Origin of the sequence: Caballeronia sp. GAFFF1, assembly GCF_023630705.1 — a bacterium.
Classification (GTDB): domain Bacteria; phylum Pseudomonadota; class Gammaproteobacteria; order Burkholderiales; family Burkholderiaceae; genus Caballeronia.
In genome coordinates this window covers 29,466-43,212 of record NZ_JALQEM010000039.1, presented here as the reverse complement: position 1 = coordinate 43,212, position 13,747 = coordinate 29,466, and the positions used below count along the sequence as shown (strand labels likewise).

9 protein-coding genes and 4 pseudogenes are annotated in these 13,747 nt (G+C 57.5%); 6 read left to right on the top strand and 7 right to left on the bottom strand.

The window, feature by feature from the left end:
• Positions 1–232: pseudogene (locus NCR37_RS24265) on the bottom strand (divalent metal cation transporter); the annotation flags it as partial.
• 329 nt (positions 233–561) lie between these two features.
• On the opposite strand from NCR37_RS24265, the gene NCR37_RS24260 reads away from it, so the two are divergent.
• A complete protein-coding gene (locus tag NCR37_RS24260; RefSeq protein ID WP_250475356.1) occupies positions 562–2,478 on the top strand; it encodes a PAS domain S-box protein in 1,917 nt (638 codons plus the stop codon).
• Between the two features lie 427 nt (positions 2,479–2,905).
• Positions 2,906–3,505: an H-NS family nucleoid-associated regulatory protein gene (locus NCR37_RS28590; RefSeq protein ID WP_350029089.1), complete on the top strand. Its 600-nt coding sequence runs from the start codon at positions 2,906–2,908 to the stop codon at positions 3,503–3,505.
• Between the two features lie 837 nt (positions 3,506–4,342).
• On the opposite strand, the pseudogene NCR37_RS24255 reads toward NCR37_RS28590, so the two are convergent.
• Positions 4,343–4,819 (bottom strand): annotated as a pseudogene (locus NCR37_RS24255) (ATP-binding protein); the annotation flags it as partial.
• Here NCR37_RS24255 and NCR37_RS28745 point away from each other — a divergent pair.
• The 3 genes and pseudogenes from NCR37_RS28745 to NCR37_RS24240 all read left to right on the top strand — a co-directional run.
• A pseudogene (locus NCR37_RS28745) lies at positions 4,774–5,007 on the top strand (DUF5372 family protein); the annotation flags it as partial. The pseudogenes NCR37_RS24255 and NCR37_RS28745 overlap by 46 nt on opposite strands.
• A gap of 106 nt (positions 5,008–5,113) precedes the next feature.
• Positions 5,114–5,281, top strand: a complete 168-nt coding sequence (locus NCR37_RS24245; protein WP_250475354.1) for a hypothetical protein — start codon at positions 5,114–5,116, stop codon at positions 5,279–5,281.
• Positions 5,259–7,319 carry a recombinase family protein gene (locus NCR37_RS24240; protein ID WP_250475353.1) on the top strand — a complete coding sequence of 687 codons (2,061 nt, stop codon included), beginning with the start codon at positions 5,259–5,261 and terminating at the stop codon, positions 7,317–7,319. Before NCR37_RS24245 ends, NCR37_RS24240 begins: the two co-directional genes overlap by 23 nt.
• A 28-nt stretch (positions 7,320–7,347) precedes the next feature.
• Here NCR37_RS24240 and NCR37_RS24235 read toward each other — a convergent pair.
• The 5 genes and pseudogenes from NCR37_RS24235 to NCR37_RS24215 form a co-directional block, all read right to left on the bottom strand.
• A pseudogene (locus NCR37_RS24235) lies at positions 7,348–7,677 on the bottom strand (ATP-binding protein); the annotation flags it as partial.
• Positions 7,678–7,679: 2 nt separating this feature from the next.
• Positions 7,680–9,206, bottom strand: coding sequence for an IS21 family transposase (gene istA / locus NCR37_RS24230; protein ID WP_250475360.1), 1,527 nt, complete (start codon positions 9,204–9,206; stop codon positions 7,680–7,682).
• 420 nt (positions 9,207–9,626) lie between these two features.
• Positions 9,627–9,863, bottom strand: a complete 237-nt coding sequence (locus tag NCR37_RS24225) for a tautomerase family protein (RefSeq protein WP_250475352.1) — start codon at positions 9,861–9,863, stop codon at positions 9,627–9,629.
• A gap of 620 nt (positions 9,864–10,483) precedes the next feature.
• Positions 10,484–11,194, bottom strand: coding sequence for an SDR family NAD(P)-dependent oxidoreductase (locus NCR37_RS24220; RefSeq protein WP_250475351.1), 711 nt, complete (start codon positions 11,192–11,194; stop codon positions 10,484–10,486).
• A gap of 484 nt (positions 11,195–11,678) precedes the next feature.
• Positions 11,679–12,287, bottom strand: coding sequence for an EF-hand domain-containing protein (locus NCR37_RS24215; RefSeq protein WP_250475350.1), 609 nt, complete (start codon positions 12,285–12,287; stop codon positions 11,679–11,681).
• 499 nt (positions 12,288–12,786) lie between these two features.
• Between NCR37_RS24215 and NCR37_RS24210 the strand changes: the two genes are divergently transcribed.
• Positions 12,787–13,539, top strand: a complete 753-nt coding sequence (locus NCR37_RS24210; protein ID WP_250475349.1) for a response regulator transcription factor — start codon at positions 12,787–12,789, stop codon at positions 13,537–13,539.
• Positions 13,540–13,747 lie beyond the last annotated feature (208 nt).

The window sequence follows — 13,747 nt, the reverse complement described above, 5'->3', positions numbered from 1 at the left end:
ACCTGTCATAGGGAACGAAAATCACACGACGACCGACAGGGCTCCGAGCATGCCCACGTACAGTTCTCGCTGACCGGATCTTACAAGAGGGGTCGGCCGCGATGTTGATGACGTTAGCGAGTACCAGCAGAACCACCGCACTGCAGAGCAGCCACTTCCGACAGTGGATGTACATGTTGGACGCCAGACCGTTCACGCGGCCGATCCGCGCGCTGACCAGTTGTATGGCCGTAAAACCTTGCAGCTTTGCGAAGTCTGCGCGCGTACGTATTTAGGACACGAGCGCTGGGAAACCGGATCGCTGGCGTAAAGAACAAAAGGACGTCGAAAGGCGCGGTGCGTCTATGCTAGTCGGCACAGCTAAAGCAGCGGTTACCTGCGGATTGTCGCCTACTACATCGTGGTCTTCTATAATTCGCGGAATACTACCTGTTTTATCATCCAACTCGTAGCTTCGTCCCATTTTAGGACGTCTATAGTCAGTTGCGCAGACGATGCCGTTGAATTCAACTCGTCGAGCAGAAGACAGTCAGCCCGGTCGCAAGGACGACTCATCCAATCATGCTTTCTGCACCGCTCTCTGATAACGAACCCGCTCGACTTCGCCTCCTGCGCAGTCTCGCAGTGCTCGATACTGCGCCGGAGGAGGCCTTCGACCGTGTAACGCGTCTTGTCGCGCAAATACTGCAGGTGCCGATTGCGCTTGTTTCTTTGGTCGATGAGCACCGTCAGTGGTTCAAATCCCGCGTCGGCCTCGAGGTATGCGAAACAAGCCGCGAGATCGCGTTTTGCTCGCACGTTGTTAGCGAAAATGCCATGCTGGTAGTTGAGGACACGCTAACCGACCCGCGTTTCGCCGACAATCCGCTGGTCACCGGCGCACCGTTCGTACGGTTCTACGCGGGCGTTCCACTGCGTTCCAGCGAGGGGCTCGTCCTCGGGACGCTGTGTGCCATTGACGCAGCTCCGCGTTCAATCTCTAAACCGCAGCGTGAGGCGCTTGTTGACCTGGCAGCCATAGTTGAACGCGAACTCATACAGCGCGAAACAATCCGCGACACACGCCGAGTCCAACAACTCGACAGACGCAATCTGCTGGTTAGCGAGGCGCGATTCGCGACTATCTTCCAGAAAACGCCTACCGGTAAGGCGATCGTCGACTTGAAGGGCCGCTTCCTCGACGTCAATCCAAAACTTTGCGAGATTACCGGCTACACCGCGGACGCACTGATGCGGATGACGTTCGCCGACATTACCGTGCCGGAAGATCTTGCGCCGGACCTGCAACGTGTAACCGATCTTCTCGCTGGCCGGATCCAGACGTACAGCCTGGAAAAGCGTTATCGTCGACCCGACGGCTCGGTTGTCTGGGTGGATCTCACCGTCGCGCTCGTGCGCGACAATCAGCAACGCCCGCTTCACTTCATCAGTGTGGTGCAAGACATCAGCAGCAGGAAACGCAGCGAGCAGTTCCTGCGCGACTATCAGTCGGAACTGGAAAATCGCGTCATACAAAGGACGTCCGAACTAGCGAGCAGCCGCGCGGCACTACAGACGATTGCTGACAACCTCCCGGTTCTAATTGCTCACGTCGATTCGGATCTACGCTACACGTTCAACAATGAGGTTTACCGCCAGGTATTCGGCGTGGACCCTGCCGAGGTGAAGGGTAAGCGGTTGTCAGACATTCTGGACCGGGAACTCTTCGCTGAACTGAAGCCATGCTTCGATGGCGCACTGGCCGGCAATCGCACAACTCACGACAATGTCCGTTATGACAGGACGAAGGACCGCGTCTGGAGTTCCACTTACATCCCTGACATCAGGGAAAACCGCGTGGTCGGCTTTTATGTTATGTCGCAGGACGTGACCGAGCGCAAGCGCGCCGAACACGCTATGCGCGAAGAGGCAATGCGAGACGCCTTGACCGGCTTGCCCAACCGGCGCGCCTTGCATCGCCATCTCGACGAGGTGCTTAACGACGCGCACTACAGAGGCGTTCCATTTGCAACGTTCTTCCTTGACCTCGATGGCTTCAAGAAAGTCAACGACAGCTACGGCCATGACGCAGGCGACGAAGTACTGAAGGAAGTTGCCGTACGCTTGAGACGGGTGGTCCGCTCTTGCGACACGGTCACCCGGCTCGCGGGCGATGAGTTCGTCATCATCAGTCGTGGCACGTCGACGACGGACGCGTGCAGTCGAATAGCACAAGACATTTGCCGCTCCGTTGGGCGTCCGTTCAGTTTTAATGGGTCGAGCCTGCGGCTCGGCACAAGCGTAGGCATCGCTATGTGCACCGGTTGGGAGAGGTCAACCGGTGAACTGATTCTTGGTCGTGCTGACGCCGCGATGTATGAGGCCAAACGCAAAGGGCGCAACGGCTTCCGTTTTGCGAGCAATTTTGAGTCCGGCGCGGATGACAATGGTAGTGTCAAGCCGCGCTCCGGATCGATCGACAACGAACAGTTGTTCTAACCGACGCCTGCCTCCAGAAACCGTTATTCTGCCAGCTGGTGTCTTTGCTAGCATCTCGAATCGCGGAAGATGCCCGGGCGAGGCTCGGCTGATTCACAACACGCAGGGAGGTCGTCCGCCTACGACGGCCGAACAGCAATGTTCAGCGATTCACGTCCGCAAGAGAAGGAACTCAGAAGCGCTGGATAAGCAGCCTCTATCTTCGACCGATGCGGCCCCACACATAGCGGTCCGCCGTTGCCATCGGCTCCCGGGTGCGTGGCGCGTTGACCGTGGCCCGCGCATCGCGATGCTGTTCAACGGCCTTCTGCCCCTCCTGCTGGACCTGCCGTAACGTGACGCCGGCCGGACCTATCAGCGACAAGCACATTCCTCGAAGAAAGAACGTATGGCATAGTGCTGGACGTCAGGCAACCTAGGGGAGAATATGGCGACTCTCTCAAACATCGAAGAAAGGATTAGCAAATTGCAGGCTCGAGCAGACGCGATTCAAAAGAAGCAGGCGATTGCTGTGGTCGCAAAAATTCGTTCGCTCATGGAAGAGCATGGCCTGACAATCGACGACCTGACTCAGCGAGGAAGAGCTGGCGCAGCAAAGCAATCGGCCGCCGCTCCGCTAGCTGCGATCGGCAAATACCGTGATCCGAAGACGGGCGCGACGTGGAGCGGTCGAGGCCGAGCGCCGGCGTGGATAGCGAAGGTCAAAAATCGAGCGATGTTCCTAGTCTCTGCCGCAGTCGACTCTAACGATAGCCACTCCGGCAGGCGCATAGGGAACTACCCTCGCGGTCCCCAACCGGCGAAGTATCGAGATCCCAAATCGGGAGCCGAGTGGAGCGGCCGCGGCAAGGCGCCGAGATGGTTGGCATCGGTAAAGGACAGAACCAAGTTTCTGATTCTCACTGCTGATACCAAAACGGGTGGCACCAGCAAGCCGAAGTCCGAAACGAACGCAACGCCTGCGCGCTCGGCGAAGACCCGAAAGGCGCCCAGCGCCGCAAAGGCCTCCCGAGCAAAGTGGACATAGCGGCAGATCAATCTTATGCGCACGCAAATTCGTCGCGCGCAGGCTTCGACCAGAGCTTGAGCGACGAGGAAGAGCGTGCAGTGTCAGCGCTCGGATAATGCGTTAGGGACGGTTAGATGCCGCGTTTCGCTTAGGCGCGCTTCGGGCGGAGAACCGAGGGAACTGTTGCTGGGTGACGTCGCGAGATGGAAGTCCGGCTGGAGGACGATGACCGTCCGCCGTCACGGCATGGGCCGCCGGTTAACGATGGTTTAGGATCAAAGCAAGTCGGCACGGCAAGTTTCTACTCGGACGTTTGTCGAACAGACGCAACTAATGGTCTCCGCCGCCAACCCCTTAAGAAAAACCGCCGGCAACGCATTGCGAGCAGAGGGGCGCGTGATTTCGCGTGTTCACAGCGGCATCTTGGCAGTTCACAGCGTTCACAGCTATGTGAACCTAGATGCCTACGAACTCCTGGGTTGATTCGCGATGATCGGCGAAGGCCCGCCGCTGTTGAGTGGCAGCGCGGATATAGTAACGACCGTTTTTCTCCGTGCTCAAACTGTCCGGCTGGCTCGCTCGGCTAAGCGCTGCACGACTGCGGTCGTTCGGACAACTAACGGAAGATCGATAAATTCTCCATGTCCACCAATAGGTAGAATCCGAGACCCACAGCGCGTTAGGTCGCTCACCCTGGAACAGACGTTTGACCCTGTTCAGCGGGCACGGCACCGCACCGTCGCGCTCGTTGTTTCGATCCCGCGCCCATGCTGTTGCCTTTCGCCGTAAAGGGGCCGGGTGTTTTCGGCGTAATGGCGCCAGCGAAAGGCGCCTGATTCGGGGCTCGAACGGGGATCAAGAATCCTTGTTTTTACCTCCTTTCGCAAGTGCTGATTTGTTGCTCTCGGGCATCGGGCGTGGAACACGGTAGCTCTCGCCGTCGAGCACGACGCGGTACGCGGCATGTCGCAGGCGATCAAGCGTTGCGGCGCCGAGCATTTTGTTGGTCGCGAATGCGTCGCCCCATTCCGTAAAATCCAAATTACTCGTTAAGACAGTCGACGTACGCTCGTACCTCTCGGCAATCAGATCGTGGAAGTCTTCATCTTCGGGCGTGCGCATGGGTTTCAGCCCGAAATCGTCAATGATGAGCAGCGGCACCTTGGCAAGCGCCTGGAAGCGCCGGTCGTAGGAGCCGACGGCTTGCGCATTGCGTAGCGCGCCGAGAAGCCGGGTCTGGGTCATGAACAGGACATCGTGACCTTGCCGGGCGGCGGAGTGGCCCAGTGCCTGCGCCAGATGACTTTTACCCGTTCCACACGAACCCACAACACACTGCCCATCGTCATCACGAGGATGTGGTCATCCGGTGTCCGTTTCACCCACGTTGTGGCGCGCGGATCGTCGTCCTTGGATTTAACAACTACCGCGGCGAGTCGTATCTGATCATCAAGCAACCGGACGGCACTCGCGCCCATCTTCCGCCGTGGATGGCTGACGAGACTGCCGCCCGTATGTCTATCGTTCTGCAACCGGAAGTCCCACATGGAGTTTTGGTCGAACTCCTGCGTCTGGTCGATACGGCGTTATCGTGCCTTGCGTTGTCAACCCGCGAAGGAGATGGCGATGCGCAAGCAGATGACGAGACAGCAGGATCTGTTCGAGGAAGTTGTACGGGGCACACTGGTGTCAGAAGAGATGCAACCGGAGCTGGTGACGCGACTGGCGCTGCTGATGTTCGCGTTGATCGACGCCATCGAGACGGAGGTGCATGATGAGCAAGATCGGCACTGAGCACCTTTCTCGTCGCGCATACGTCTACGTCCGTCAGTCAACACTGGATCAGGTCCATTTCAATCGTGAGAGCCAGCTACGCCAGTACGGGCTGGCCGATCGCGCACGCGGACTTGGCTGGCCAGATGTGACAGTCATCGATGACGACCTTGGTCGTTCTGGTTCGGGTATTCATCGCCCAGGCTTCGAGCGCCTCCTGGCAGCGCTGTGCAGCGGCGAAGTGGGTGCCGTATTGTGTATTGAGGCATCTCGTCTGGCGCGCAACGGACGCGACTGGCACACGCTTCTGGAATTCTGCCGCCTCGTAGGATGCCTTCTGATCGACGAGGACGGAATTTACGATCCGAGACAGCCTAACGATCGCCTGCTATTGGGCATGAAGGGCACGCTCTCCGAGATGGAACTCTCCACGTTTCGCCAACGCTCGCAGGCTGCGATCGACCAGAAGGCCAAACGCGGCGAACTGTTCACGTCGATACCGATTGGTTATGTGCGTGCGCCTGGAAATCGTATCGAGAAGGATCCTGACCTACGCATTCGCGAAGCGCTCGATCTGGTGTTCCGCAAATTCCGCGAGTTTGGTAGCGTCAGGCAGGTGCTTCTATGGATTCGACAGGAGCGCATTGACTTACCCGCGGTGAACTATGGGCCAGACGGCCGTCATATTGAATGGAAGCTCCCGGTCTATAACACCTTGCTGCACATTCTGACGAATCCGACATATGGCGGTGCGTACGCCTTCGGCAAGACCCGGACCACCGCCCGCATCGTAAATGGCCGCAAGCGGGTATTTGCAGGTAACCGCCTTCCACGTGAAGACTGGCAGTCCTTGATCATCGAGCACCATGCGAGCTACATTAGCTGGGACGAGTTCGAGGCGAACCGCAAATTGATTACCCATAATGCGAACATGAAGGGCAATATGGTCCGCGGCGCGGTCAAGCGAGGCAGTTCGCTGTTGTCAGGACTACTCCGTTGCGGTCATTGCGGACGCAAACTGCACGTTGCCTATTCCGGCACAAAGGGCACCGTCGCACGCTACAACTGTCAGGGCAGCATGATCAATCACGGTGGCCCGCGCTGCATTTCGTTCGGCGCAGTTCGCGTTGACCTTCGGGTATCTGAAGAAGTTCTGCGTCAACTCCAGCCTTTGGGTGTTCGTGCATCACTTGAGGCCATCGAGCGTGCGCGGACCGAGCAGGATGAATGCGTACGACACAAAGAGCTGGCGCTTGAACAGGCCCGGTATGAGGCTGCGCGTGCACGCCGGCAATACGATGCAACTGATCCTGAGAACCGGCTGGTTGCTGCCGAACTCGAGCGACGCTGGAATGAGACGTTGAAGGCGCAGGCGCAATTGCAGGCCGAAGTCGACTTGCTGCGTGAACAGTCTTCAAGAGCGCTGAGTGCCAGCGCGCGTGACGAGCTTCTGCGACTGGGCCATGATCTGCCTCGGTTGTGGTATCACCCGGCCAGTTCTGTCGAGATCAAGAAGAGGATCTTGAGAACTGTCCTCAAGGAGATCGTCGTCACGAAGCAGGACAACACGATTCGCGCGCTCGTGCATTGGCAAGGAGGCGATCATACTGAGATCGTGTTCGAGAAGAACCAAATCGGACAGCATCGTTGGGTCACGGACGTCGAAACGATAGACATTGTTCGTGCATTGGCGCGGACGTTGCCTGATCAGGCCATCGCAGCGGTCATCAACCGGCTTGGCAAGCGCACGGCAAGAGGCCACACGTGGACCGCCGTGAGAGTCTGCACACTGCGTCATGACCATCGAATCGCAGCGTATCGCGAAGGAGAGCGCCAGGAGCGTGATGAACTGACCATAGCCGAAGTGGCCAATCTCCTCGGCGTTAGCGCGCCGACCGCCATCCGTCTGATTCGAGTGGGAAGGTTGCCTGCTTCGCAGGCCTGTCTGGGGGCGCCATGGATCATCCGCAAGGCCGATCTCGATGCTTATCTGGCACGACGGGCGAACGCCGGTCCGCAATCAGCAAATCCGAATCAATTATCCATGGATCTTCAATAACATAGGGAGGTGAGCGTTATGTCTCGTGTCCGCTCGGACCGGCGATCAGCACGCTGACCTTCTCATCGATGAAGCGGCAGGTCGCCAGATCATGGACGACGGCGCGATTAAGGTTGGGCAGCCGGTCGAAGTCGAAACCTTCCAGTGTCTTCTGGCCACGGAAGTTCGCGCGGCGCATGCGGGCGTCGAGCTTTCGATGATCGCGCCGTGCGATCTCGTCCTGGATGAGCAACGTCAGGAAATCGGTATAGGCGAGCTTACGGTCGATGGCTTCACGGTTGCGCGCTTCGAGCGTGTCGAGGATGCCGGACAGTCGCAATTGCTTAAGGGAAGACGTGAGTTCGGGAATTGGATTCATGTTCAATGGATAAGCAGAGTCTGGGTATCGCGGCAGAAGCGGCCGCCGTGGGTGTAGGTACTCGCGCCCGATTCAATGGGCTCGGTCGACAGCCACGACTGATCAAGGCCTTTCTGCAGGATCAGCTTGACGGCTTTGTAGCTTGGGGTACCGAAGTGATTCGCTCGACGGCAGGCCGCCTCCAGGCGGGACGCGCCGAACTGCTGAGCGAAGCGCAGCACGCCCTGTACAGCGCGCAGCTTGATGAGAACCTGATCGCCGAAGAGCGCGTGAACAAGCGCGTAGCACGACGGCCCGATACGCTGCGCTTCTCTCAGGCACCATTGGGTGTCGTGCAGTTGCCAGGCCTGTGCTGCTGGCGGCATGTGATCGGCCACCGTGCTACGCGTTCCTGGCGCAGTCTGGCGGACATGCGATGCTGACAGTTCGTGCTCGTAGTAAACCTGCACCATGGTGGCGGTTGCCTTGAGCCACAGCTCTTTACCGGCAAGCCGGAACGGCACGGAATAGTAGGCGCGCTCGAATTGCACATGGGCGTCGCGATGGACCTTCACGCGCGCCCAGGTTGCCAGCTCGGGCGGCACATCGGGAAGCGGCTGCAACAGCGCCCGTTCAACGTCTTCGAAACGCTTGAGCGGCACCTCGCGCGTCGTGCCATGCGTCCGGGTGCTGGCCTCTTGCATCACCCAGGCTTGCGCTTGCCGATTGGCGTCGTCCAGATCACGAAATTCGCGAAGAGGAAGGAAGCTCGACTTCACGTATTTGACGCCCGATTCGACAATTCCCTTTTTAGCCGGGTCCCTCGGCGGACACGGATCGATCTTGAACGAATACCCTTCGGCGCATTGCGCATAGGCCCGCTGGACTTCGGGTTCGTAGATACAGGCCTTGACGATGGCACACTTGGGGTTATCGATGGTGACGCGTCCCACTACGCCATTGAACCATTCGAAGGCGTGACGATGACATAGCAACCATGTGTCGACGCTCTGGTCGCGGACAAACTCGACGTATTGATGCCGCGACCAGCACAAGGTCATCACGAAGAACCACGTCTTGTGGACCTCGCCCGTGTGCGCGTCCGTGATGGTCGGACCTGCGCCGAAATCAACCTGCGCGGCTTCTGCAGGTTTGAACTCCAGCCGCATCGGTACATCCGGCGTGAGCTCCGCCTTCAATTGCTGAAGTAGCCTGTAGACGGATGAGTAGCTTCCGTCGTAGCCGTGGTTGCGCACCAGCGCGCTGTGAATCGTCGTGCCGGGCACGCCCGCGTCGTGCCACTGCGCAATCTGCTCGCGCCACGGCTCGGCCGACGAGATACAGCTCGCAGGCAGGAACTCCCTTCGGCTGAACGCTGAAGCAAGCTGCGCGTCATCCGGCAGAGCGTTGTCAGGAGAAAGCCACCCCCGCTCGGTTGCGATCTCCCGTACGGCTGCCAGCTTCTTACGGCCCATGATCTTCGAGCGGTCGATATCCCGGTCGGAGTCACCCTGGCGCATTCGCACCAGAACCTGTCGATATTGGTACATCTCGAACTTCCTCTTCAAGCCACCCTCCGGAGCAAATGCGTGCCACGAGGGTAGCGGTTGGCGAAGTTCGAGCGCCCGACTCAGACGCCAGTGGCGCCTTTATGGCGAAAATCTACTGGCGCCTATACGCCGAAAGACTTGTGGCGCCTAAACGCCGAAAAGTCCCCGGCGCCTTTATGCCGAAAACGGTTTGGCTCCTTAACGGCGAAAGTTCACACATGCCGCACACCTTGAGGCCGATCACATTCGTGAGGCGCATAACCGTGCAGCGCACGACATTCACGCCATCTCTCAAAAACTGGCGCCAAGCCTTTTCGCATACCATAGACGTCAAAGTTCTGCGCGCGGACCGCCCGTATGAAGGTCTTCAGTTCAGCGTCGCCTGGGAGCCGAGACAGCAAAATGGGGCCAACACGAGGTTCACTCACTTTTTCCCGAAAGCTTCCTTCGGTAATCCGCCACAGGCAGCCCCCCCCAGCCCCAGTTTTCCAATTGCACTTCCTCTATAACGACGAACGTCGCCTCATGCGGTTTTTTCAACACGTCTAGCATTAGCTGGCTGGCACCTGCTATCAGCCGCGCTTTCTCGTCTGCCGTAACAGCATCTGCGCCTGGGCTTGTGCCCTCACGCGTGACTTGAATAGTGACGATGGGCATGGACTGGCTCCTTTTGTTTAGTGCGGACCGCTCATCTCAGTCACCGGCAGCCCGTTCCACCATCTGCGTGCGGAGTCTGGCCAATGACAGAGGTGCGCCGTTCAAAAAAACCGCGTTAACAATGTCGATCTTAGTACACGGAAAAAAGGGCCGACAGTTGTGTCGGCCCAAAGATTCCGACACCGGAGTGGTTGTCAGAACCTGAGAGACCATTTAGGGTTGCGTCCATTCTTGATCGAGCGACCGACGCGGTGCAGCACGGCAGGAAGATCACCTCAGTAGTCGTTCTTCGCCTCTACAGCGGCTTCAGCGGCGACAAATTCACATCGACAAATAGTTACGCAACGCATAGTAGTTGAACTTGACGTTCCGTCAACTCATGTTGATATCTTGCAAAGGCTCTGCGAAAGAGACCGCCTGACTCCGCGCGTGACAACGCGACTCGCAGGTGTGTCGCAGTGGCTGTGTCCAACATTGCCCGCAGTATAGCCACGGCTGCATGATTGGAGAATCACCGCGCTACGGCAGACGCTCTTCCGCATTTCGATGCGAACAAACAAGCCACACCCCGGAGATGCGTGATTTATAGCAAGGAATCGCGCGCGGCTTTACCACTTGGCTCAATGGCCCGCGCTTTGTCCGCCATCGACGTGCAAGATCTCACCGGTGACGAATGGAGCGTCGTCGAGGAACAAAACTGCGTCGACCACATCGCGCATTTCGCCCATACGGCCGATTGGATGAAGCGCATCGAGCGTGGCATGCGTTTCCTCGGGATGCATTGGCGATTTGATGATGCCCGGCGATACCGCATTGGTACGAATCCCGCGCTTCGCATATTCGATCGCCAGCGACCGCGTTGCAGCGGCGATACCACCTTTGCTCAGAGAGGCCAGCACAGACGGCACGCCGCTAATGGCATGATCGACGAGAGTCGTCGTGATGCTGACGACATGACCACCGCCCTGTTTTTCCATCTGCACGACTGCGTGCTGGGTAATATTGAAAAAGCCCGCTACGTTCACTCCCAATACCGCAGCATAGTCATCTTCTGTATAAGCCGTGAATGGCTTTGCGATGAAAATGCCAGCATTGTTAACCAGCGTATCGACCCGACCAAAGTGCTCCAGCGCTCGCGAAATGACGCGCCGGGCGGTTGCGGGGTCGCTGATGTCGCCGGCGACAGCAACTACATTTGGATCGTCCGTTGGTTGTATGGATCGCGCGGTCGCGACGACGCGGTAGTCGCGAGCGCGAAACGCTTTGACAATTTCGGCTCCGATGCCTTGCGAAGCGCCTGTTACAACCACGACCTTTGTCTGCTCGTTCATTTGGATAACTCCGGTTTATGATTCATTTACCAACTGTCGGAAGCGCGTAGATGGGGCGTTCCGTCGACGTAAATGTAGGCGATCCAGCGTTGCAATCGAAGGCATGACAAATTGCAACAGTTTTGCGTCAACGTCACAAATCGATGCAGTCCGATCCAGTCAACTGCGTTGACGACGTTGGTACGGCGGCGCTCGGGTCATTTCTGGCCGACGCAGCCGTTGCTTCCAACGGCCGTCATCAACTGTCATCTGTTCTAGACTTACCACCCAATTTGACGCGGGCTCTTTACAACAGGGGCACGGAGCGCGCCTCGCAAAATCAGTTGAAGATGCAGGAACTCAAATGGGATCTCTGCGGCAGGCTCGGCCGTTCGACGTAGCCGGCGTTGTCGACGTTTGAAGAACCTCGCTCATCTAGTAGTGTCGTGAGTTATAGGTTCGTTGAAATCAATTTCCTGTTGTCTCCGGAACGCCTCGTTCGCAGTTATTCTTTAGCTGCTCGTGGCAATGTAGTCTCGCCTTGCAGAAAAGCTGCCTCAATTGACGTGAACTCGGTGGAACTTATTGAGCTGTTGCCGTCTGAGTTTATCAACCTGAACAGTTGTTGCGCGAACGGGCTGGTTGGATCGTCCAATGCATTGGCCAAGCCTTTCTCGAACTCGTCGTTTGAGATCGCCCCGTCACGATCGGTGTCGAATGCCTGGAAGACTTTGGCGACATCCACAGCCGCACCGGCAAGACGGGCAACCAGCTTGTTGAAGGCCGACTGCGACAGCCCTGCGTCAGAGTTCTGCAAAGCCTCGGTAGGAAGCGTCTTCGTTGCTCGCTGCAGTTCAGGAATTTGCTGTGCCATTGGCTCACTGTCAGACAACGCGAGATCCGACAGGTTGGTTTGCCCAATGGAAATTCCGGCTGCGGCAGCCGCCATCAGCGCCTGCGCGTCAGGGCTGAGCGTGACTACGCTGGAGAATTCCGTCGAGTTCGAAGACGTGACATTCACGGCGGCGTCTGATAGCCCTGAAGCGCTTCCGAACGTGTTGCCGCCGATTAGCTGGTACGGCTTTGGGGATGGATTGACAGATGAGACTGACATTTTGGCTCCGTTGCGTTGGGGCTTGCGCCATATCTTAAAATTTGGGACACGCGAGGACTGTGACCGGCTCTTCAAATCACGCGGCTTTCCTCCTGTGCCGGAATACGTATGATAAATGCAGTCGACTGTTCGAGTCAGTTTGTGTTAGATAGATCCGATGTAATAACTGTTTTGCCCTGTCTCGCGCAGTGAGGGTGCACTCGTTACACCGCACGACTGGATTAGAACTGTCGAGGCAGCCGACCTAAACGGCGCCCGGACACGCTTGACGCCGGGACATGGCCCCTTTCAACGTTGTTCGCTTGACGTTGTCCTTTTCCATACCGATAACAAACGATCCGCTCGACGAGCTCGCGATTTCGGGTAAACGTGAGTGTAGATCTCATACAAGTGGACGCACAGCGACTAGAATGGATACGACCATGCCATAAACGAAGGAAGATAACGGAAGCTCTATACAAGCGACTACATCGCAATCTAGTCAGATGCGGAGGAAACGATGCTTCACCGGCTTGAGACGGCAAAGAGCAATGCGGCGGCGAGCGATAAAACGCCGGTGGTCTACGTTGTCGACGACGACGAATCTATCCGCTTGTCGATGCATAGCTTGATTAGGTCAGTCAGATTGCGAGTTGAGACGTTCGAAACGCCTGATGAATTTCTTGCTTTCGCAAGATATGACGCACCTAGTTGCTTGGTTCTCGATGTTAGACTGCCAGAAACCAATGGGCTAACGTTCCAAGCTAAAGCGGCACAGTTCGGCGTGCGGATGCCCATACTGTTCATCACAGGGCATGGTGACATTGAGATGACCGTAAGAGCGATGAAAGCGGGTGCTGTCAACTTCCTCCAGAAGCCCTTTCGCGAGCAAGATCTGCTTGATGCAGTCGCGGAAGCGCTCAATCGCGACGCTATTCGCCGCGACGCGGAGAGTTCATTGGCTGCGGTCTCCTTGTCGTTCGAGTCGCTGACAGAACGCGAAAGAGATGTCATGAAGCGCGTTGTCGAGGGCGCACTTAATAAGCAAATCGCCTACGAGATGAACCTTAGCGAGGTGACTATAAAGGTCTACCGTGGACAGGTCATGCGCAAGATGGGATCGCGCAACCTGCCAGATCTTGTTCGAAAGGCGGAGGCGCTATCTCTTGGGTCACATACCGTTCGTGAAAGGGCGGATTCAATGCGACGTTCGCCGGCCCGCGAGCCATCTGTGTCGAACTCATCAATCGAGCGTGAGTCGCGGCAACACTAGGCTTTCTGGCTTGCACGGCGCGCGTTCGTTAAGGCGGTAATGTTAGAGCCCTAGTCCACCTGCGTCATCGCGGTTAATGGTCTTAGCGTCCGGCCGGAGCGGAACCCGGCTTCCCGGAAATAGAATGCACGGGGAACTCGCAGCCTCCTGCTATGGCAGCGAAGACCCGAGATGAATGTAGAGACGACTGCCTGATCGTCCGGTAATT

Excerpts from the sequence above, each read along its gene's own strand:
- NCR37_RS24260 (WP_250475356.1), top strand. The coding sequence starts at position 562 with ATGCTTTCTGCACCGCTCTCTGATAACGAACCCGCTCGACTTCGCCTC.
- NCR37_RS28590 (WP_350029089.1), top strand. The coding sequence starts at position 2,906 with ATGGCGACTCTCTCAAACATCGAAGAAAGGATTAGCAAATTGCAGGCT.
- NCR37_RS24245 (WP_250475354.1), top strand. The coding sequence starts at position 5,114 with ATGCGCAAGCAGATGACGAGACAGCAGGATCTGTTCGAGGAAGTTGTA.
- NCR37_RS24240 (WP_250475353.1), top strand. The coding sequence starts at position 5,259 with ATGATGAGCAAGATCGGCACTGAGCACCTTTCTCGTCGCGCATACGTC.
- istA (WP_250475360.1), bottom strand. The coding sequence starts at position 9,206 with ATGTACCAATATCGACAGGTTCTGGTGCGAATGCGCCAGGGTGACTCC.
- NCR37_RS24225 (WP_250475352.1), bottom strand. The coding sequence starts at position 9,863 with ATGCCCATCGTCACTATTCAAGTCACGCGTGAGGGCACAAGCCCAGGC.
- NCR37_RS24220 (WP_250475351.1), bottom strand. The coding sequence starts at position 11,194 with ATGAACGAGCAGACAAAGGTCGTGGTTGTAACAGGCGCTTCGCAAGGC.
- NCR37_RS24215 (WP_250475350.1), bottom strand. The coding sequence starts at position 12,287 with ATGTCAGTCTCATCTGTCAATCCATCCCCAAAGCCGTACCAGCTAATC.
- NCR37_RS24210 (WP_250475349.1), top strand. The coding sequence starts at position 12,787 with ATGCTTCACCGGCTTGAGACGGCAAAGAGCAATGCGGCGGCGAGCGAT.